This is a genomic window from Neobacillus vireti (genome assembly GCF_001026695.1).
Classification (GTDB): domain Bacteria; phylum Bacillota; class Bacilli; order Bacillales; family Cytobacillaceae; genus Neobacillus; species Neobacillus vireti.
On record NZ_LDNB01000021.1, the window covers coordinates 142,955 to 161,573 of the forward strand.

Here is an 18,619-nt window from a genome sequence, read left to right on the forward strand (position 1 = left end):
CATCAGTTGAAAAGTGTCTCCCCTATATATCCGCCCTGGTTGACTCCTGGTAAACAGGCAAAAATGGCACTGCCACGGTGGGAAATATATTCATTCAATTTATCCATTTTTGCTAAACGCTCTTGGATTGGAATGAATTGCTTACTTGGTGTCCGTTGGAAACATAAGAATAGCAGACCCGCATCAAAGCTCCCTGTCTTAGCATCCATACCATCGGAGTAGGAGTACGCCCGGCGAAGAATTCGCTGTGACCCATCCCCATGTGATAGCCTAGTGTGTGAATCAACCGGTATGTAAAATTCTCCCTGATCATTCTTCTGCTTCAAGTCTAGTGATTCAAATTCATCTTTTTGTCCAAGCGGTGCTCCGTTGTCACGATAGCGTCCAAACGTTTTCTCCTGCTCTTTTAATGTGGTCCGGTCCCACACTTCAATAAACATTTGAATTCGGCGGACAACGAGATAACTGCCGTTTACAAGCCAATTCGGACCATCACCAGGTTGGACCCATACATGTTCATTCAACTGCTTTTCGTTTTTTACATCTGGATTGATTGTCCCGTCCTTGAAGCCAAATAAATTCCTCGGCGTTCCTTGACCCGGGTCGGCTTGTTTCGTACGTTGAAAGCCGGTTTGCGCCCAGCGTAATATCGCTTTCCCCCGTGCAATCCGAATCAAGTTCCTTACAGCGTGGAAGGCCACCTGCAAATCATCAGCACAAGCTTGGATACAAAGGTCGCCGCCAGTCCATGCCTCTTCCAACGCATCTAGCGGGAATTTAGGGAGATCGACTAATTCGTTGGGCTGCTTTTGTTTTAAACCGAATCGGTCTTGGTTATCTTTCACAAACAGACTGGGACCAACCCCGAATGTGATCGTTAAATTTGAAGCTGATAACCCTTCTGCTTCCCCAGTATCCTTTGGTGGAAGAAATTCATTACTTGAAAGATCCCCGACTGGCTTTCCCTCAGATAATAATGCTGCCGCGATGGTCCAATCCTTGAAAAGCTTTACTACCTCTTCTTTTTTCGACGTCGTTACATCTAAGGAAACAAAATATACATGGTTCTGCGTTTTCGTGGTTATCCCACCTTGGTGATTACCGTAAAAAGGAATGATATCCTTTTTACCGGTGCTGTTTGCTTTCCCTTCTTTTATCGTAAGCAAGCCACCCAGTCCTGTTGCACCGAGGAGGACGCCAACACCCCCAACCCCCGCTGTTTTAAGCATATTTCTTCGCGAAATCTTTGCTTGATGGAGTACAGCTTCCTCTTGGCTATTAATATTCTTTGTCAATTAAGACGCCTCCGTAACAATTCCTATTTGTGAAAGCGGTTCGGCAAGAGCATCCACGGCCTGGCTTAGTTCTTTCACTTGTCCTTCTGTTAATTCTGTATAAAGCTTATAGCCATCGCCACTTTTTTGCTGGTTCAATAACTGATAGACCTCATTAAAACGTGTTTGAATTTCTTTTGAAAGTTCTTCATCTTTTTTCTTTAATACCGGATTGAGGAGCTGATAAATCTTTTCTGCTCCTTGTACATTCGCCGCAAAATCATATAAATCGGTATGGGAGTAACGGTCCTCTTCCCCTGTTACCTTCGAGGTTGATACTTCATTTAAGAGATCGACCGCACCTGTAATTAATATGTCTGGTGTGACTTCGACGGTTTCTACCTTAGCACGGAGCAGGTTCACATCTTTCATTAGCTGGTCGGCATATTGTTCATATCCCTTTGTCGTGTTCTCCACCCATAAACCTTTTTCAATTCGGTGGTAGCCGGTCCATTCCGCCTCCGGGACATCGCCTTCACGTGCATCGATTTTTGGGTCAAGGTCGCCAAACACTTCAGCAATTGGTTCAGCACGTTCATAATACATCCGGGCAGGCCCATAAAGATCCTTTGCGTTAGCTAATTCCCCGTTTTTAACAGCGGTTGTAAACGCTTCTGTCGCTTTAACAAATTCTTCAATTTCGCCAATGGCATATTTACGGTATTCATCTGTTACTCCTTTCAGAGCTTCTGATGCTGCATTCTTTGTTTCTTTCACCTTATCAGTGGATGTAGCTTTGTCCGTAGTTGCACATCCAAATAGAAGACTGCTAGATAGCAATAATATTCCTGATACTTTTAATAATTTCATATGTAATTAGTTCCCCCAATTTCGTTAATAATGATAATCATTTTCAATAATTATAATAACAGCAATTGAGAAGTATTTTCAATTGTTTTTTTATTTTTGAATATGTAAAAGTGGAGGGCTGGATACCGAAATAGGGAGATTGTGACCGTTGCGGCTCTTTTTTTCCTTCAATGGGCACAATTAATTTTTTTGTAACTGTTACGACTAATTTTTCAGCTCCCATGGGCACTCTAACCTCTCCACAGTGCCCATCTCCTTCTTTTTTCAGCTCCCACGGGCACTCTGAATCCTCCACAGTTCCCGTCTCCTTCTTTTTTCAGCTCCCACGGACACTCTGAACCCTCCACAGTGCCCGTCTCCTTCTTTTTTCAGCTCCCACGGGCACTCTAAACCCTCCACAGTGCCCGTCTCCTTCTTTTTTCAGCTCCCATGGGCATTCTGAACCCTCCACAGTGCCCGTCCCCTTCTTTTTTTAGCTTCCACGGGCACTCTGATCACGCCCAATGGTGCACATCCCTTCGAAAAATATCAAATATTGTAATATGGCTCCACAAAATCTCCACAAAAAAAAGGCTATTACGAGATAGCCTTGGTTTCGGGTTTATTTTATTAATGAATGTTTAAACGCATAGATGACAGCCTGTGTGCGGTCTTGGACGCTTAATTTGCTTAAAATATTGCTAACATGGGTTTTGACGGTCTTGAGGGCGATAAATAATTCATCGGCAATGTCCTGATTAGCTTTGCCTTCCGCCATTAACAGTAATATTTCTAATTCTCGGCTGGTGAGGTCTTCATGTGGCAGGTGTGTGTTCTTTTGGCGCATTTTTACCATCATTTTTCCGGTTACCTCTGGTTCAAGAACCGATTGCCCATGGTAGGTGGCACGAACGGCATTGGCGATTTCGCTAGCCTTCGATGTCTTCAACATATAACTAGTTGCCCCTGCTTCAAGTGCTGGGTAGACTTTTTCATCGTCTAGGAAACTTGTAACGATAATCACCTTAGCTTCAGGCCACTGTTCAATAATTTGTCTTGTGGCCTCAATCCCGTCCATTTCTTTCATCACCAAATCCATTAAAATGATATCCGGGCGGAGTTCAAGCGCCAGTTCTATCCCTTTTTTCCCATCGGCCGCTTCCCCCACGACCTCAATGTCCGGCTGTGCCGATAAATAAGAGGAAACACCAATTCGCACCATTTCATGGTCATCAACAAAAACAACTCTAATCATTCACACCACCTCCATTAATCATCACTGGAACCTTCACTTCTAGCCTTGTTCCTTTATTTTTCACACTTATCACCTTTAACGTACCGCCGACTTCAACTGCTCGCTCATGCATATTTTGCATTCCGTAGGATCCTGCTTTCATTTCGTTTACTTCAAAACCAATTCCGTCATCAACAATCCTTAAAATAACAAGGTCATCCCGTTTAATCATCAGAACCTCGAGCTTGTTCGCTTTCGAATGCCTAAGGGTGTTTGAGACAGATTCTTGAAGGATGCGGAAAAGATGATCCTCTACACCTTTGTCTAACGGAAAAGCTTCAACCTTCCAGTTAATATCCATTGTTACCTTTTGAGATAATTCGATTAACAGCTCTTCAATTCCTTCTTTGAGCGTTTTATTCTTTAAGGCCACAGGACGCAGGTGTAAAAGCAGTGCACGCATCTCGAGTTGTGATTGGTGAATCATTTCTTCAACAAGTTTCAATTGCTTCGCTTCCCGGTCAGTTTCTGAAAGTGGTTTTGTCTCATTAATCGCCGACATCATCATCGATGCGGCAAACAACTGCTGGCTGACGGAGTCATGTAATTCACGAGCTAGACGGTTCCGTTCCTGTTCAATGATCTCCTGAATCCTTGCTTCCTGGTCTTCCACTTTTTCGGTTGCTAATCGCTGCGAAAGCTTAGCCTGCTCTGTCATTTGTTTGCCGATTTTTTCAATCCGCTCAGCAATGGATTGCATTTCCGTGATCGCAGGCTTCCCTTTCTCCTCCATCTGTCTTCCTTCCTCCAATTGGTGCAAGGAGTGTTCAATCGCAAGAAACTGCTTTCGCCAAAAAAGACCTGAAGCTCCGCCTAGCAGAATCCCAACGGCAATACTAAAGGCAGGAACAAAAATAACAATTGGAATATCCATAAAATGGCGATCCCATAATTCGGACCATCCTATCGGAAAGACAAAAAAGAAAACAACTCCGACAATGATGGCAATAAGGAAGGAGAAGCCGACATTCCAGACAATTTGGCGCTGGGTTGTACTCATATCCGGCTCACCTCGATATTCCCGACAACGAGCGTGGTAACTATTTTTACCTTGTGCTCCGACTTTTCATAGCCCGGTGTTTTAAGCTGAAAAACTTGATTGAAAATTTTCGAGTGATGATTTCCGAATACCGTTGCCGACCCTGCCACACATGAATGGTGGATACTAACATCAATTTCATAGGGTACAAGGATTTGAATATTTCCAATGATATTACGAATAAATATGACCGTTTCTCCTTTTGGCAGCATTGTGTAACTAAGATCGATTGTCGTATCGCCAATGCCGGTCTGGATGTTTACATCATTCCACTCATAAACACCAAAAGGAGTCTTTTGCTGCCCAAAAAAGATATTTTCAAACAGCGGCTTTGATAGAATCATTGTTTCCTCTTGGTGAGCAGGTTCATTTTTTATGATATCCGGGGTGATTTTCTTAGGATTCTTTTTAGAATTTAAAAATTGAATAAAAAAATGCAGTAAAATCGCTAACAACAAAAACTTAAATGTCATCATATTTAAAATACTGATAATAAAAAAGATAATTCCACCGAAGAATAGAATTTTCCCGAGCTTCTTACCTGCCTTTTTCCGGCCTAGATAGATCATCCCGCCAGAAATGAAAAGGGAGAATATAAGTCCTCTGTTGAAAAATAAAATCTCCAATAGCAGGATAACAATGCCGATTAAGAACAGCCATCCAATATAATCATTTTTTGCATTTTTAAACATTGGCTCAACCTCCCTTTTTTCTTATTTGCGGAAATGACGTTTTTTTTTGCACGACCGGTTGTTTTATTTGCGAATTTTTGACGTTTTATTTGCGAATCCGTTTTTTAATATAGGTAAAAGGCGCAGAGACTCTACGCCTTTTTAGAATACCATATTTACAACTAAATGGACTTGCTTTCGTCTAATTTCGCTTCTTTTTCTAGTTGGGCAATTCTTGCATCGATGGTATTCCGGTAAAAGGAACTGTTCACTTGATGCTCTAGGCGGTCCAAATAGTTTTCAATGTCTTTAAACTTCGAGTAAGATTTATCCGAGTACGTATTGGAATCAAGCACCTGGTTGATGCGAACGTTGGCGCGGGTTACATTTTCGCGGCCCATTAATTCCATTCGGCGAAGATTCATATCCTTTAGCTTGTGCTTCATTTCTTCATATTTTCTTTCTAAATCACTGAGCTGTCCTTTGACTTGTTCAAGTGAAGCACTGAGACGCTGGGCGCGGTCTGCATATTGCTGATGTTCAGCAGCAGCAAATTGATACAGCTCTGTTTCCCCTGCCTTCGAAGCAATTTCCGCTTGGTATTTTCTTTTTTCCGCTAATTCAGCTGCCTGATGATATTCTCTCGTAAACTCATCCTTCAACGTATATTGACGTTCTAACAGCTTTCTAACCTTTTCTGTTTCCTGCTCACACTGGCGAAGGTATTGATTGAGCAAAGCAATTGGATTTTGTTTTTCTTTTTGATCAAGAACCTCGTGTAAATCGGCAGTAATGGTGTTTTTAATTCTCGTAAATAACTTTGTCATAATTATTCTCTCCTTTAAGCTTAATAATTTTTGATTTCATTCCATTGCTTTTCAAAGTTGGCAAATGGGTCAGAGTCTTCTTTGATCTTCGTGTGCTTGTTCTCGTTCCATTTTTTATAAACAAGGTAAAGCACGTATGCTGCTGCGACACCAATGATGGCTGGTGCATTGTGGATAGAAGCCATCAGGACGATGAAGCCGATGAATCCAAGACCAATCTTTGCCCCAGTTGATTCAGTCTTTAAAAATTGCTTAATGATGAAATATAGGAGCACCACACTTACGGCTAACCCCACCATCGGGCCAATTGTTGAAAGCAAGATGAGAGCGGCAATCCCGCCAGCTACCAGTAAACCAAATTTTTTCATTTTGTCATTCACTCCTTTCTTTTCTTGATTTCATCTTACCTTTTTCTAAAGCTTTTCATAATTGCGCTAGAGCTTGATTTTTATATCAGTCCTGAGACGTAGAAAGGGTCAGCCTCCTAATGGAAACTGACCCTTTGCCACTTCATTTTGATATAAACATCTGTACCCAGTAGTACCTTTGGGAGCCACCTTTTGCATAGCCGACGCCGATGCGGGTAGACTGTGGACTTAAAATATTGGCGCGATGACCGGAACTATTCATCCACGCTTGAACAACAGATGCTGCTGTCGTTTGCCCGGCTGCAATATTTTCAGCTGCTGAACGATAGGTAATCCCAAAGTTCTTCATCATATCAAAGGGACTGCCATAGGTTGGGCTCGTATGACTAAAATAATTTTTGTCGCGCATATCCATTGCCTTATAGCGGGCTACCCTTGAGAGTTCCCAATCTGCTGTTAATGGCTTTAGACCATTCTTCGCCCGTTCTTGGTTGGTTAACTGGATGACCTGACTTTCAATTGATTTTACAGCGCCTAAATCAGGGATGTTTACCTTTTGACCCGGATAAATCAAATTAGGATTTTTAAATTGCGGGTTTGCTTGAATAATCTCCGTAATTCCAACCTGATACCTGACGGCAATTTTCCAAAGGGAGTCCCCCGGCTGAACGGTGTATACTTGCTGGGCAAACGAGACACTTGGAATACATAAAAGAGATAGTAAAAACAGAAAACAAAGCCAAAAAGATTTTTTCATTTTTTCGCCTCCTCCGAATATATAATTTTGATTTCAGGCTCAAAATATACAAGGAACTGAAAAATTATATTTAGCTGGCCATTAGCGGGCTTTCGGAGGAGCAAAATGTGAGCGATATTTCATGGATGACCTATATTATGTTAATTTTAGCAAGCTACCGTTTAACCCATTTAATTGTTTTTGATAAAATTACCGAATTTATCCGCAAGCCATTTGTGAAAAAAGTAAAAGTAGAAACGGATACTGGCACTGAAACAAAGGAAGTCCCGACATCGATGTTTGGTTATCTCTTGAAATGTTATTGGTGTGCCGGTGTTTGGAGTGCCGTTTTACTTGGAGGTGCCTATTTACTTTTTCCAAGAGTAACCTTCGTGGTTATTCTCATTTTCTCAATTGCCGGCGGCCAGTCGATCCTTGAAACCTTTGTCGGCGTCAATATTAAAAAGGTGGATTATTATTCGGAACTAAAGAAAAAAGATTGACAAAGCCCGATAATAAGCAAGATACGTCCCCTCTCTGCATATATCTTTAGAAGAGCTTAAGCAGGAATAAGGGGGAACTTGAATGACTGCTATATGGTTAACTACAACCATTGGTTTTGTTCTTTGCCTTGGTTTAGTGGGCGGAATGATCTTTCATTTTTTAGGCAGAGCTCTTGATTCAGAAGATGCTGTTCGAATTGACAAATTAAACAGTGAAGAGGAAGAATTATTTTTTCCAACAGAGGATGAACCCTGACTAATCAGGTTTCATCCTTTTTTCTTTTTACCTTTTTCACATGATTTTCTCACTTTAGGAAAAATTAAACACGAGTTCATTATAAAGCTGGAGGAGTATGTATGAGTTCATCTGAAAAAATCCCACAATTTCCAAAGACATATTGGCGTGAAATCGAATTACCTGCTTTTCGGAAATTAACTGAAGATTTATCTGTCGATGTAGCAATTGTTGGCGCCGGAATAACTGGTATTACAGCCGCATATTTACTTTCAAAGGAAGGAAAGAAAGTTGCCTTACTTGATGCTGGCAGCGTTTTAAATGGGACTACCGGACATACAACGGCAAAAGTAACCGCGCAGCATGGATTAGTATATGATGAATTTATCAATCATTTTGGTGAAGAAAGGGCCCGCCTCTATTTCGAATCCCATATGAATGCCATTCAGTTCGTCGAAAGTAGTGTGAAGGAAAAGGCAATAGATTGTGATTTCAGCAATGAAGACGCCTATATGTATGCAACGACCGAGGAATATGCAGAAAAGCTAAAAACGGAATGGGAAGCCTATAAAACGCTTGGAATCGATGGTGCCTTAAAGGATACTATCCCCTTTCCTATCCCAGTTAAAGCGGCCTTACTTATGCGGAAACAGGGTCAGTTTCACCCACTTAAATTCTTGAAGTTTCTTTTGGATGAGGCTGTTAAGAGTGGCTGTTCTGTATTCGAAAATACTGTTGCTTCCGACATTGAGGACGATAAGACCCAGCCAAAGGTGGTTACCAAGTCCGGACAAAAAGTCAGTTGTAATCAGGTAATTATCGCCTCACACTTTCCATTTTACGATTTACCTGGCCTTTATTTTGCAAGGATGCATGCGGATAGATCTTACGCTATCGGAATAAAAACGGATAAAGACTACCCTGGAGGCATGTATATCAGCGCTGACAGCCCATCCCGTTCCATCCGCTATACACCGATTGATGGAGAAAAGTTAATTATTATTGGCGGAGAAAATCATAAAACGGGACAAGGCATTGATACAATTAAGCATTACGATGCACTTGAAGACTTTGCGGAAGAGGTTTTTGGCATTAAGGAATACGATTACCGCTGGTCGGCGCAGGATTTAGTCACCCTTGATAAGCTTCCATATATTGGTCCAATCACGGCAGAGCGTGAGCAAATATTGGTGGCAACGGGTTATAAAAAGTGGGGCATGACCACAGGTATCCTTGCCGGACACTTATTGACCGATTATGTCCTCGGCCGGGATACCCCCTACAAAGAGCTCTACTCACCATCGCGATTCCAGGCTGATCCAGATTTAAAAAGCGTTGTAACAACCAATGCCGATGTCGCTAAGCACCTCATTAAAGGCAAGCTTGAGTATACGGACAAGGCTCCTGATGACTTGCAGGTTGGTGAAGGTTCGGTTGTCATGTTTAACGGAAAAAGAGCCGGTGCCTACAAGGATGAAAATGGTAAGCTATATGTTGTCGACACCACTTGTCAGCATCTTGGCTGTGAATGTGAATGGAATCGGGCTGAAAAAACGTGGGATTGCCCGTGCCACGGATCACGGTATGCCTATTCCGGCGACGTCATCGAAGGTCCCACCAAAAAACCGCTGCCATTGCTTTCAGAAGAGTAGGATTTATGGTGCAACCCAAAAAAGCCTCCCAACTCACGGGAGGCGTTTCATTGTTATTTACTGTTTGGCCGGTTTCGTTTTAAATCTTCCCCAGTTGTAAATTCGACCAGCTCTGAGCTTGTTTTCATTGGCTTTTTCGTGTTGTTGTTCCGCTGGGCATTGGCATTCCCTAGTTTCGTTCTTCCCACAGCTACCATCTCCTTTCCTAAGAAATTCATTGATAGTATGCTTGAATTCAGGCAAACCTATTCGAGGACGGGTGCCTTACGAAAGGCTGTCATTTGCTCAAACGCATAGGCCGTTTGAATTAACAGCGGTTCACTAAAAGCCGATCCAGCAAAAGTAATTCCAACTGGCTCTCCTGCCGCTGTGTAACCTGCAGGGACTGCTACAGTCGGATAGCCAGCTTTAGCACTGATATGTGAACCTTCCTCACTTGGAAAAACAATCACATCCAGATTATATTTTTCTAGAGCAAAATCAATTCCTTGCTCGGTTGCATGGTAGAGGTCAAATTCCAATGCTTCCACATAGGCAGCTTCAGTTAATGTACCGCTCGTCTTTTCTGATCTTTGGAGCACGGCCTGCCCGTATTTTAGCATTTTTTCTTCATCCTTATCATTAAACTCAATCAGATCAGCTAAAGTTCTTACAGGTATGGACGGGTGCAATTGACTCAAATATGCATTTAAGTCTGGTTTAAATTCATACGTTAAAACATTATTTTTCCAAGCTGCTTTAGCAGAAGGAATAACAATATTTTCGATAACTTCGGCACCTGAGGTTTTTAATACTTCAAATGCTGTTGCCACCACTGTTTGTTTTTCCTTACTTAAAAGCTCGATAAATCCTTCCGCAGCGATACCGATTCGTTTTCCTTTAAGACCATCTTTCAAAAGAAATTCAGTAAAGTCGAATCCATTGAATGGATTTGTATTGGTGATAGGGTCGCGCCCGTCTTTTCCACATAGTGCATTCAATAGGAGAGCGGCATCCTCAACGGTTCTAGCCATCGGCCCTGCGGTATCCTGAGTATGGGCGATAGGAATGATACCCCGTCTACTAATAAGGCCCACTGTTGGCTTGATTCCAACTAACGAATTCTGGCAGGATGGATTTAAAATCGATCCGGATGTTTCCGTTCCAACTGCGGCGGCAGCAAAGGTTGCGGCAATCGCAGCGCCCGATCCAGAGCTTGAGCCGCCGACATCAAACGCACCAGGTCCATACGGATTTAATACCTGACCGCCGCGTGAGCTATAGCCACTTTTCATTCCGAGGGCCATGAAATTTGCCCACTCGGTCATATTTGTTTTTCCGAGAATAACAGCGCCAGCATTGCGTAATTGCTCGGCTACAAAAGAATCCTGAAGCGCAATTGAATCCTTTAAGGCAAGAGATCCGGCACTTGTATGCATTTTGTCATGCGTATCAATATTATCTTTTATTAAAATTGGAATCCCGTGTAGCCGGCTTCGCGGTCCTGATTCTTTCCGTTCAGCATCAAGTGCTTCAGCAATATGCAAGGCGTCAGGATTCACTTCCAGAACGGAATGAAGACCGCTGTCGTAAACGGAAATTCTATGTAAATACATTAGGACCAGTTCTTTCGCTGTAAGCTCACCACACTCCATTTTTTCTTGAAGCTGGCTGATCGTTGCTTCCTCTAGCCAGTCATCATGCCATTTTTTTAATTTTGGATTTTCCATCGTTTCCCCTCCGTTTCTCTTTTTTACTATTCAAGATGAGCGGCGGAATTCCTCTTTTTTATACAAAACTAATAGGGCGTTTCACAATCTAGATTTATTGATTCCTTATAGCTCCGCGCCGCCCCTTCACCAAACAAAAAACAGTGGGATTTCTCCCACTGCCTTTATCTTCTAAGCTTTTGATTTTTTTGTCCTTCTTCAGCAATTTTACCTTGATAAAAAACTCTTTTATAGAGCGGGACCTTTAACTCGCGGCAATAACGCTTCAGTTCTCTTTCTTCCCTTTCGGTCACAAGCGAGATGACGATTCCATCTGCCCCCATCCGCCCAGTTCTACCGGCTCGGTGGACATATTGCGAAATATCCTTCGGAAGATCGATCTGAACCACATGGGTGATCCCTTGAATATCAAGACCTCTGGCCGCGACATCTGTAGCAATAAGCATGTTCATTTTTCCATCCCGGAAAGCCTTTAACGCAGCTTGGCGCTCGAGCTTTTTCATGTCGCTATGGAGGATTCCGGTTGAAAGCTCTTTAAAGCGAAACTTTTCTTTAAACACTTCTATTTCACCAATGTCATTAATAAACGCAAGCGATTTACTATCATCTAGGCGGGTAATTTTTTCTAAAAGCTTGATTTTATCCCTTGGTTCGCACAAGAAATAGATATGTTCTACGTCTCCTGAAGAGGCTGCCTCATCCTTTTCAATGCGAATGATCTCTGGAGACTTTGTGATCGCGATTGCCTGCTGTTCAATCCCCGGTTTCATCGTTGCCGAGAATAACAAGACTTGACGGTCACTCATCGTGGATTTAACAATGCTTTGAACCGTGTTAAGGTGTTCAGAGATCAGGAGCTGGTCTCCCTCATCCAAAACAATCATTTTGACTTCATGCATTTTTACCTTTTTCTGCTTGATCAACTCAAGCAACCTGCCCGGTGTCGCGAAAATAACTTGGGGACGTTTTTTTAATTTTTCCAACTGCCGTTTGACGTTGGCGCCGCCAATAATCGAAGTGCCTCTAATGCCGCTTCCCTCTGACCATTTTTGGAATTCTTGATACACCTGCATGATTAGCTCTTGCGAGGAGGCGAGGACCACTGCTTGTAAGGATGGCAGATTGGCATCGATTGAATTTAACAATGGAAGTAAATAAGCAAGCGTCTTACCAGTTCCTGTCGGTGACTCGGCAATCAAATCTTTTCCGTCAAGAATCATCGGGACTGCAGCAACTTGAATCGAAGTAGGCTGCTCGAATCCTGACTTTTGCCATGCTTCCTGTAAAAAAGGCTTTAAATTATCTAACATAATATACTCCTTTATGTATAGTCATTTTCCATATTATTTGTTTATCCATATCTTATTGATACTAACTTAATAACCCTGAGGTGTCTAGTGATCAACGAACGTGTGAATCATGATTTAGTATTTAAATAGAGGACAATCCAGACCATATGATATACCAAGACGGAGAAATAAAGGACACAGGTAGAAATCAAAAGCTTCTTAATCCACCCTTTTAATGGTCGAAGGTAAAATAAACCTAGCAGGGCTAACGGTAAGAAGATTTTAATCAGATAAAAATAAGACCAGCTTTTGGCAATGAAAAACTGCATTACCGGATTCCCTTCCTCTACAAAACCTGAAACAATCCCAAGATGGGTCATGACCGCATCCACCACACCGGCAATAAGCAGGAATAAACAAAGTCTCATCGTTCAACCTCCATTAAAATGATCAGTATCCATTATTTCTATCCTTTCGCACAATTATTCGTGCTTTATTGAGAACACCTTGAGTGTATGAAGGCTGACTTTGAGAGTAGTCCATTGTTTTATTATATAATATTTTTCTTTTAAAATGCACAATTTTGTTCTTAATTAAGGTGCATCTTTACAAAAAAAAACTGCACATTATGAGCAGCTCTAGTTAATCAAAGGTTCGTAATGCTAATTTATATTGGTTGCGATTCATTTCTTCTGATTGAATGATTTTATCATGAGAGTTCAGTTAGTTTTACTGCCATGAGCCGGAAATGCATCGGTTCCAGTTCGTTAACAACGACATTCATTCCGAGTGCTTGTAAATTTGCGATCAGCGGCTCCCCGCGATGCGGTAAATGAATTTCAAAAATGGTACCCACAGGTGCTGCTTTAATAAAGTTTAATATTTCCCGGCGCGGATGTTCACCCTTTGCTACACGCTCGCGGATATCCATGATGGCTTTTTTATCAACAATCTCAAACATAATTTCAGAACCCCCTTGGCTATTTTACGCTCATTGTAGCACCTTTTTCTTCGAAAGGAATTGATTTATATCAAGTCAAAGGCTTAGATTAAAACTTCGTAAAAGCAGCGCAACCCGTTGAAATTCCTGGCTTTATACAAAAATACGGTAATTATTTTGAAAAATGAAATTTCGAAAGATTTGTGAACATTAATGTCAAATTGATATTAGCTTGTGGGATTGGTGATAAAATGAACAACAATAAGATAACAATATAACGGGGTTGAAAATATGATTAAGAAGATTTCTCTTATCGCTTCGCTGTTGTTTTTTCTACTAGGGAGCAATGTTTTTGCAACTGAACAGTTAGATAAGTGGACAAACCACGCATCCTCGATAACAAAAAAGACTGGCGCTGAAGAGCCTTCATTTAAAGATTATGTTGTACCAGGTACAGTTGGTTTATTGATCGTCGTTGGCTTCGGAAGCTATTGGCTAATTTACAGAAGAAAACAAGCCTAACCGTCAAAATAAAATGGTATTTATCCCACTTTTTAGCCCGCCGCCTATCACGGCGGGCTATTTTGCATTAAAAATTACAAAGGGTGTCAGGCACCATTTTACTTTATTTGTAAAATGGTGCCTGACACCCATTTTTTCTCCTTCTTTACCACTGACGGAGGATGGCGCGGACGGGGCTGCCGTCTCCTTCGACTAGCGGGAGGGGTAGGGCGATTAGTTCGTAGTCGCCTGGGACAATTTTATCTAGGATTAGTGATTCTAAAATGTGAATTCCGTTTTCATTCAAACTGTGGTGGGCAGGAAGCTCTTTGCTGTCAATCGGGTCAACGGAAGGTACATCTAATCCGATTAATCGGATGCCCTTCTTAGCTAAATATGGAGCTAGTTCTGGTTCGATATGAGGAATTTTCTCTGGAAAGACGGTACCGTTTTTCCAAGCACATGTTCGAAACAAAACTCTTGTGACTCCGTCCAAGTCAACTTCTTTTAATTCCTCAATGCTGATGCTCTCAATTTCCGGCGGTAAATCAATGACTCTTGCAGGACCGATGTAAAGATTAAGATCCAGTTCAGAGATTCTTTTTCCGTCGTTATCAAAATGAAATGGTGCGTCGACATGTGTGCCCGTGTGGGTACTTAATTCCAGTCTACCAACATTAACCGAGCCGCTTTCCTCCATTGGCCATGAGACCTCGTATTGAAAAGCGGTATCTCCCGGCCAAACAGGCATCCCATTGACCAGCTTTCTTGAGATATCGAAAATCCTCATCCATCTTCACTCCTCTTCCAATCCTACTTGCACTTCTACACTCATTATTTCATATTGTCCTAATCCTTTTCCATTATTTATTATAAATTATACATAATGACAGGCGACAAAATGACCGGCGCCCGCTTCACGGTAATCCGGGGCTTTTTCGGCACAAAGGTCTGTAGCCATCGGGCATCTGGTACGGAACTTACAGCCTGAAGGCGGATTGATTGGACTTGGAATATCGCCTGTTAATATTATTCGTTCTCTTTTAGCCGTTGGATCTGGAATCGGAATTGCTGAAAGAAGCGCTTTTGTATATGGGTGCAAGGGATGATCAAATAACTCTTCCTTTGGAGCTAATTCCACGATATTCCCCAAATACATAATCGCAATTTTCGTGCATAGGTGCTCCACTACACTTAGATCATGTGAAATAAACAAATAAGATAATCCGTTTTCCCGCTGCAGGTCACTAAATAGATTAATAATTTGTGCCTGTATCGATACATCTAGAGCGGCTACAGGTTCATCCATTACGATAAACTCAGGATTAAGAGCCATTGCACGGGCAATGACGATCCGCTGGCGCTGGCCTCCGGAAAATTCATGAGGATAGCGGTCAATATGAAAGGGGGACAGACCGCACTTATCCATTACCTCCAGCACCCGCTCGCGGACTTCCCTTTTAGAAACAAGACCGTGTTCTACCATCGCTTCGCCGATTGCATCACCGACCCTCAGTCGTGGATTTAACGAACTGAATGGATCTTGAAAAACAAGCTGCGTTTGGACTCGAAGCTGACGAAGCTCCTTTCTGGATAATGAAAAGACATCCTTTCCCTTAAACATCACATCACCGTCTGTCTTCTCATGGAGGCGTAAGATTGTTTTGCCAATCGTCGATTTGCCACTGCCTGATTCACCGACAAGCCCAAATACTTCGCCTTTTTCAATTGTAAAACTAACCCCGTCAACTGCTTTAACGGAGTCGCCAAATTTCTTAAACATTCCTTTAGAGGCAGAATAATATTTTTTTAAATTCTGTACTTCTAATAGTGCTTCGCTCATCGATTTTCACCGTCCTCGTATAACCAGCATGCTGCTTTTTGTCCTTTAGCTATTTCCGTTAAAACAGGCTGCTTCATCCGGCAAATATCCATTGCATGCTCACAGCGGTCTGCGAAGTAACAAGCCTCATGCAAATCTACTAAATTAGGAACCTGTCCAGCAATCGTATAGAGCCGGTCCTTCCTCTCACCAATAACAGGTTTGGCCTTTAACAATCCTTTTGTATACGGATGCTGCGGATTCTTAAACAGCTCAAGTACCGGACCTTCTTCGACCACTTTTCCGGCATACATGACGACAACATAATCAGCCATTTCCGCTACGACACCGAGATCATGAGTGATCAGCAGCATCGATGTGTTAAATTCCTTTTTGATATCACGTAACAGATCTAGAATTTGCGCCTGAATGGTCACATCCAGCGCAGTCGTTGGTTCATCGGCAATAATGAGCTTCGGATTACAGCTAAGGGCAATCGCAATCATAATCCGCTGCAGCATCCCGCCGCTTAATTCATGGGGATAAAGATTGACAATTTTTTCAGCATTAGGAATTCCCAGCATTGTAATCAGTTCCATTGCCTTTTTATAAGCATCCTTTTTGCTCAGTAATAAATGCTCTTGTATCGGTTCAATCATTTGTTCACCAATGGTAAACACTGGATTCAAAGAAGTCATTGGCTCTTGAAAGATCATGCCAATCTCATTACCTCTTAAACGGCGGATATCCTTTTTAGATAAATCCAGCAGATTTTTCCCAGAAAAATTAATTTCGCCGCCTTCGACCTTTCCGTTTTCCGGAATTAACTGCATTAAAGATAAAGCAGTAATACTTTTTCCACAGCCAGACTCACCAACAATGCAAACCGTTTCCCCTTCACGGATTGCAAAGCTGACGTCATTTACTGCCTTAACGACGCCGTTTTCCGTGTAAAAGTTTGTCTGCAGGTGCTTTACTTGAAGCAGCGTCTCATTCATTCGTAATCCCTACCTTCTCATTTTCGGATCAAGCGCGTCCCTCAGTCCGTCTCCTAGTAAATTAATCGAAACAACCGTTAGAAAAATAGCAGTTCCCGGCGGGATCCATAACCATGGACGTTTTCTAAAATCCATGAAGTTATTGGCCGCATCCATCATATTCCCCCAAGATGGCGTTGGCGGAACCACGCCAAGCCCTAGAAAACTAAGGGCCGACTCACTTAATATTGAACCCGCCACGTTCAAGGTTGCCACAACCAAGAGCAGTGGAACCGTGTTCGGGATTAGATGATGCAAAATTTTTCGCCGGTCGCTTAATCCAAGAACTTCTGTTGCCTGCATAAAAGGCTGTTCTTTCAATGATAAAATCTGGCCTCGCACTAGTCGTGCAAGTCCCGGCCAGCCAACAAAGCTAAGCATAATCATAATAATATAAAGACGGTATTCAGCCGGAACTTTCCATTCTGATAAAATGGCTGCTAATATCAAGAGCAGCGGCAAACCAGGAATGGACATAAGAATATCAGCTACCCGCATAATGACCATATCAACAACACCGCGGTAAAAACCTGAAATTGCCCCTAATAAGGAACCAATCATAACCGACAATACCATTGCGGCAATCCCGATGGTTAACGAGATTTGCCCCGCCATCATGAGTCGAGTTAGTACATCCCGCCCGTAATTATCTGTGCCAAGCCAATGCGCTGCACTTGGAGGCTGATTCATATTCGCTACATTCGTCCTGTCGAGAATGTACGGGGAAAAGTACGGCCCGATGAAGCTAAGCAAAAACATAAATAGTAAAAAGAACAAGCTGATCATCGCTAATTTATTCTTTTTTAAGCGACGAAAGGTTTGCTTCCAGATCGAAGGTGATTTCACAACTGTCTTCACCTGTTTATTTACAATCGGATTTGGAGTGTCCATTCTGCTTCCCTCCTTACTTCAATCTAATTCTTGGATCTACAGCAGCGTAGGTTACATCCGCTAAAAAGTTCCCGATGATCGTGAGACACGACAAAAACATCGTAAAGGCCATCAAGACAGGATAGTCCCGGAAACTAACTGACTCCAGCTGAATTCGTCCGACACCAGGCCAATTAAAGATTTGCTCCATAATAATCGCTCCGGAAAACAGACCTGGCAATTCAAAGGCAAGCAGGGTGATTGCTGGTAGAATCGCATTCTTTAACGCATGTTTAAAAATAACCACACGTTCCTTCAAGCCTTTCGCGCGAGCTGTTCGGATATAGTCCTGGCGAATAACCTCGAGCATCCCTGTTCGAAAATAACGCGTTAATGAGCCAATGCTAAGCAGGGTTAAAATAGTCACTGGCAGAATCATATGCTTGCCTACTTCAAGAAGATGAGCCAGCCCCGTACTATCACTTCCCGTATCGATCATCCCGCCGATTGGCAGGATCTGCAGGTCGACACCGAACCATTTGATAAAAAGTAAACTAATAAAAAACGACGGGAATGACATAGCTGCAAACACAAAAAATGTCACGAAACCATCAAACCAAGAGTACTGCTTGATGGCAGAGATAACACCCGATACTAGAGCAATGGACCACGTTAAAACTAGCGCGAAAATCGCAACAAAAAAGGAATTCCACACATACTTATTTAATAGCGATAAAACCTTTTCCTGGTGCTTTAATGAGTAGCCAAAATCACCGTGCAAGGCATTTCCAAGCCATGTAAAGTACCTTTGTAACACAGGCTGATCTAACCCATAAAGGGCCTTTAATTCTTGCGCTCTTTGCGGGGTTAACGATATGTTTGAATCAATGTAATCCCCTGGCAGCATCGCAAACAAGAAGAAAATAATAAATGAGGTCCCGAATAAAATGACAATCATTTGTAAAAATCGTTGTAATACATACTGTTTCATATACTCTCCACC

The 18,619-nt window shown here is 42.2% G+C and carries 22 protein-coding genes; 4 read left to right on the top strand and 18 right to left on the bottom strand.

Annotated elements, in window-relative coordinates; all coding sequences use genetic code 11:
* Window positions 1-2 precede the first annotated feature (2 nt).
* From efeB to safA, 8 genes are all read right to left on the bottom strand, one after another.
* The gene (efeB, locus tag AA980_RS24330) at window positions 3-1,295 is read right to left on the bottom strand and encodes an iron uptake transporter deferrochelatase/peroxidase subunit (RefSeq protein ID WP_024026540.1); all 1,293 of its coding nucleotides are present in this window, start codon (window positions 1,293-1,295) and stop codon (window positions 3-5) included.
* Window positions 1,296-2,144 carry an iron uptake system protein EfeO gene (efeO, locus tag AA980_RS24335; RefSeq protein ID WP_024026539.1) on the bottom strand — a complete coding sequence of 283 codons (849 nt, stop codon included), beginning with the start codon at window positions 2,142-2,144 and terminating at the stop codon, window positions 1,296-1,298.
* Between the two features lie 601 nt (window positions 2,145-2,745).
* Window positions 2,746-3,378, bottom strand: a complete 633-nt coding sequence (locus AA980_RS24345) for a response regulator transcription factor (RefSeq protein ID WP_047772040.1) — start codon at window positions 3,376-3,378, stop codon at window positions 2,746-2,748.
* On the bottom strand, window positions 3,371-4,417 hold the full coding sequence (locus AA980_RS24350) for a sensor histidine kinase (RefSeq protein ID WP_024026537.1): 1,047 nt from the start codon (window positions 4,415-4,417) through the stop codon (window positions 3,371-3,373). Before AA980_RS24350 ends, AA980_RS24345 begins: the two co-directional genes overlap by 8 nt.
* Entirely contained in the window at window positions 4,414-5,148 is a 735-nt protein-coding gene (gene liaF, locus AA980_RS24355) for a cell wall-active antibiotics response protein LiaF (RefSeq protein ID WP_024026536.1), read from the bottom strand. Before liaF ends, AA980_RS24350 begins: the two co-directional genes overlap by 4 nt.
* A gap of 161 nt (window positions 5,149-5,309) precedes the next feature.
* Window positions 5,310-5,954 carry a PspA/IM30 family protein gene (locus tag AA980_RS24360; RefSeq protein WP_024026535.1) on the bottom strand — a complete coding sequence of 215 codons (645 nt, stop codon included), beginning with the start codon at window positions 5,952-5,954 and terminating at the stop codon, window positions 5,310-5,312.
* Window positions 5,955-5,974: 20 nt separating this feature from the next.
* Entirely contained in the window at window positions 5,975-6,322 is a 348-nt protein-coding gene (locus AA980_RS24365; RefSeq protein ID WP_024026534.1) for a lmo0954 family membrane protein, read from the bottom strand.
* A 142-nt stretch (window positions 6,323-6,464) separates the two neighbouring features.
* Window positions 6,465-7,079: a SafA/ExsA family spore coat assembly protein gene (gene safA, locus AA980_RS24370; protein WP_024026533.1), complete on the bottom strand. Its 615-nt coding sequence runs from the start codon at window positions 7,077-7,079 to the stop codon at window positions 6,465-6,467.
* Between the two features lie 107 nt (window positions 7,080-7,186).
* Between safA and AA980_RS24375 the strand changes: the two genes are divergently transcribed.
* The 3 genes from AA980_RS24375 (at window position 7,187) to AA980_RS24380 (ending at window position 9,448) form a co-directional block, all read left to right on the top strand.
* Window positions 7,187-7,561 carry a DUF1360 domain-containing protein gene (locus AA980_RS24375; protein WP_024026532.1) on the top strand — a complete coding sequence of 125 codons (375 nt, stop codon included), beginning with the start codon at window positions 7,187-7,189 and terminating at the stop codon, window positions 7,559-7,561.
* Window positions 7,562-7,643: 82 nt separating this feature from the next.
* Window positions 7,644-7,817 (top strand): hypothetical protein, encoded by a 174-nt coding sequence (locus tag AA980_RS27405; RefSeq protein WP_156351150.1) that lies wholly within the window; start codon window positions 7,644-7,646, stop codon window positions 7,815-7,817.
* Window positions 7,818-7,918: 101 nt separating this feature from the next.
* A complete protein-coding gene (locus AA980_RS24380) occupies window positions 7,919-9,448 on the top strand; it encodes an FAD-dependent oxidoreductase (RefSeq protein WP_024026531.1) in 1,530 nt (509 codons plus the stop codon).
* 53 nt (window positions 9,449-9,501) lie between these two features.
* Here AA980_RS24380 and AA980_RS28115 read toward each other — a convergent pair whose 3' ends face one another.
* From AA980_RS28115 to AA980_RS24400, 5 genes are all read right to left on the bottom strand, one after another.
* Window positions 9,502-9,636, bottom strand: coding sequence for a hypothetical protein (locus AA980_RS28115; RefSeq protein WP_268874914.1), 135 nt, complete (start codon window positions 9,634-9,636; stop codon window positions 9,502-9,504).
* 57 nt (window positions 9,637-9,693) lie between these two features.
* Window positions 9,694-11,157 carry an amidase family protein gene (locus AA980_RS24385; protein WP_024026530.1) on the bottom strand — a complete coding sequence of 488 codons (1,464 nt, stop codon included), beginning with the start codon at window positions 11,155-11,157 and terminating at the stop codon, window positions 9,694-9,696.
* A gap of 164 nt (window positions 11,158-11,321) precedes the next feature.
* Window positions 11,322-12,467, bottom strand: coding sequence for a DEAD/DEAH box helicase (locus AA980_RS24390; RefSeq protein ID WP_024026529.1), 1,146 nt, complete (start codon window positions 12,465-12,467; stop codon window positions 11,322-11,324).
* A gap of 107 nt (window positions 12,468-12,574) precedes the next feature.
* Complete coding sequence (locus tag AA980_RS24395; RefSeq protein ID WP_024026528.1) at window positions 12,575-12,874, bottom strand: DUF5658 family protein; 300 nt, start codon at window positions 12,872-12,874, stop codon at window positions 12,575-12,577.
* Between the two features lie 281 nt (window positions 12,875-13,155).
* Window positions 13,156-13,407, bottom strand: coding sequence for a hypothetical protein (locus AA980_RS24400; protein WP_024026527.1), 252 nt, complete (start codon window positions 13,405-13,407; stop codon window positions 13,156-13,158).
* Window positions 13,408-13,677: 270 nt separating this feature from the next.
* On the opposite strand from AA980_RS24400, the gene AA980_RS24405 reads away from it, so the two are divergent.
* Window positions 13,678-13,908 (top strand): hypothetical protein, encoded by a 231-nt coding sequence (locus AA980_RS24405; protein WP_024026526.1) that lies wholly within the window; start codon window positions 13,678-13,680, stop codon window positions 13,906-13,908.
* Between the two features lie 145 nt (window positions 13,909-14,053).
* Here AA980_RS24405 and kynB read toward each other — a convergent pair whose 3' ends face one another.
* The 5 genes from kynB to AA980_RS24430 all read right to left on the bottom strand — a co-directional run bounded on the left by kynB (window position 14,054) and on the right by AA980_RS24430 (window position 18,607).
* Complete coding sequence (gene kynB, locus AA980_RS24410) at window positions 14,054-14,677, bottom strand: arylformamidase (protein ID WP_024026525.1); 624 nt, start codon at window positions 14,675-14,677, stop codon at window positions 14,054-14,056.
* An 87-nt stretch (window positions 14,678-14,764) separates the two neighbouring features.
* On the bottom strand, window positions 14,765-15,730 hold the full coding sequence (locus AA980_RS24415) for an ABC transporter ATP-binding protein (protein WP_024026524.1): 966 nt from the start codon (window positions 15,728-15,730) through the stop codon (window positions 14,765-14,767).
* Window positions 15,727-16,707: an ABC transporter ATP-binding protein gene (locus AA980_RS24420; protein WP_024026523.1), complete on the bottom strand. Its 981-nt coding sequence runs from the start codon at window positions 16,705-16,707 to the stop codon at window positions 15,727-15,729. The genes AA980_RS24415 and AA980_RS24420 overlap by 4 nt, the downstream gene beginning before the upstream one ends.
* 9 nt (window positions 16,708-16,716) lie before the next feature.
* Entirely contained in the window at window positions 16,717-17,637 is a 921-nt protein-coding gene (gene opp4C, locus AA980_RS24425) for an oligopeptide ABC transporter permease (protein WP_024026522.1), read from the bottom strand.
* A 13-nt stretch (window positions 17,638-17,650) separates the two neighbouring features.
* Window positions 17,651-18,607, bottom strand: coding sequence for an ABC transporter permease (locus AA980_RS24430; protein ID WP_024026521.1), 957 nt, complete (start codon window positions 18,605-18,607; stop codon window positions 17,651-17,653).
* Window positions 18,608-18,619 lie beyond the last annotated feature (12 nt).

Excerpts from the sequence above, each read along its gene's own strand:
- liaF (WP_024026536.1), bottom strand. The coding sequence starts at position 5,148 with ATGTTTAAAAATGCAAAAAATGATTATATTGGATGGCTGTTCTTAATC.
- AA980_RS24430 (WP_024026521.1), bottom strand. The coding sequence starts at position 18,607 with ATGAAACAGTATGTATTACAACGATTTTTACAAATGATTGTCATTTTA.
- safA (WP_024026533.1), bottom strand. The coding sequence starts at position 7,079 with ATGAAAAAATCTTTTTGGCTTTGTTTTCTGTTTTTACTATCTCTTTTA.
- AA980_RS27405 (WP_156351150.1), top strand. The coding sequence starts at position 7,644 with ATGACTGCTATATGGTTAACTACAACCATTGGTTTTGTTCTTTGCCTT.
- AA980_RS24360 (WP_024026535.1), bottom strand. The coding sequence starts at position 5,954 with ATGACAAAGTTATTTACGAGAATTAAAAACACCATTACTGCCGATTTA.
- efeO (WP_024026539.1), bottom strand. The coding sequence starts at position 2,144 with ATGAAATTATTAAAAGTATCAGGAATATTATTGCTATCTAGCAGTCTT.
- AA980_RS24385 (WP_024026530.1), bottom strand. The coding sequence starts at position 11,157 with ATGGAAAATCCAAAATTAAAAAAATGGCATGATGACTGGCTAGAGGAA.
- AA980_RS24415 (WP_024026524.1), bottom strand. The coding sequence starts at position 15,730 with ATGAGCGAAGCACTATTAGAAGTACAGAATTTAAAAAAATATTATTCT.
- opp4C (WP_024026522.1), bottom strand. The coding sequence starts at position 17,637 with ATGGACACTCCAAATCCGATTGTAAATAAACAGGTGAAGACAGTTGTG.
- AA980_RS24350 (WP_024026537.1), bottom strand. The coding sequence starts at position 4,417 with ATGAGTACAACCCAGCGCCAAATTGTCTGGAATGTCGGCTTCTCCTTC.
- AA980_RS24400 (WP_024026527.1), bottom strand. The coding sequence starts at position 13,407 with ATGTTTGAGATTGTTGATAAAAAAGCCATCATGGATATCCGCGAGCGT.
- AA980_RS24390 (WP_024026529.1), bottom strand. The coding sequence starts at position 12,467 with ATGTTAGATAATTTAAAGCCTTTTTTACAGGAAGCATGGCAAAAGTCA.
- AA980_RS24395 (WP_024026528.1), bottom strand. The coding sequence starts at position 12,874 with ATGAGACTTTGTTTATTCCTGCTTATTGCCGGTGTGGTGGATGCGGTC.
- AA980_RS24345 (WP_047772040.1), bottom strand. The coding sequence starts at position 3,378 with ATGATTAGAGTTGTTTTTGTTGATGACCATGAAATGGTGCGAATTGGT.
- AA980_RS24405 (WP_024026526.1), top strand. The coding sequence starts at position 13,678 with ATGATTAAGAAGATTTCTCTTATCGCTTCGCTGTTGTTTTTTCTACTA.
- kynB (WP_024026525.1), bottom strand. The coding sequence starts at position 14,677 with ATGAGGATTTTCGATATCTCAAGAAAGCTGGTCAATGGGATGCCTGTT.
- AA980_RS24420 (WP_024026523.1), bottom strand. The coding sequence starts at position 16,707 with ATGAATGAGACGCTGCTTCAAGTAAAGCACCTGCAGACAAACTTTTAC.
- AA980_RS24380 (WP_024026531.1), top strand. The coding sequence starts at position 7,919 with ATGAGTTCATCTGAAAAAATCCCACAATTTCCAAAGACATATTGGCGT.
- AA980_RS24365 (WP_024026534.1), bottom strand. The coding sequence starts at position 6,322 with ATGAAAAAATTTGGTTTACTGGTAGCTGGCGGGATTGCCGCTCTCATC.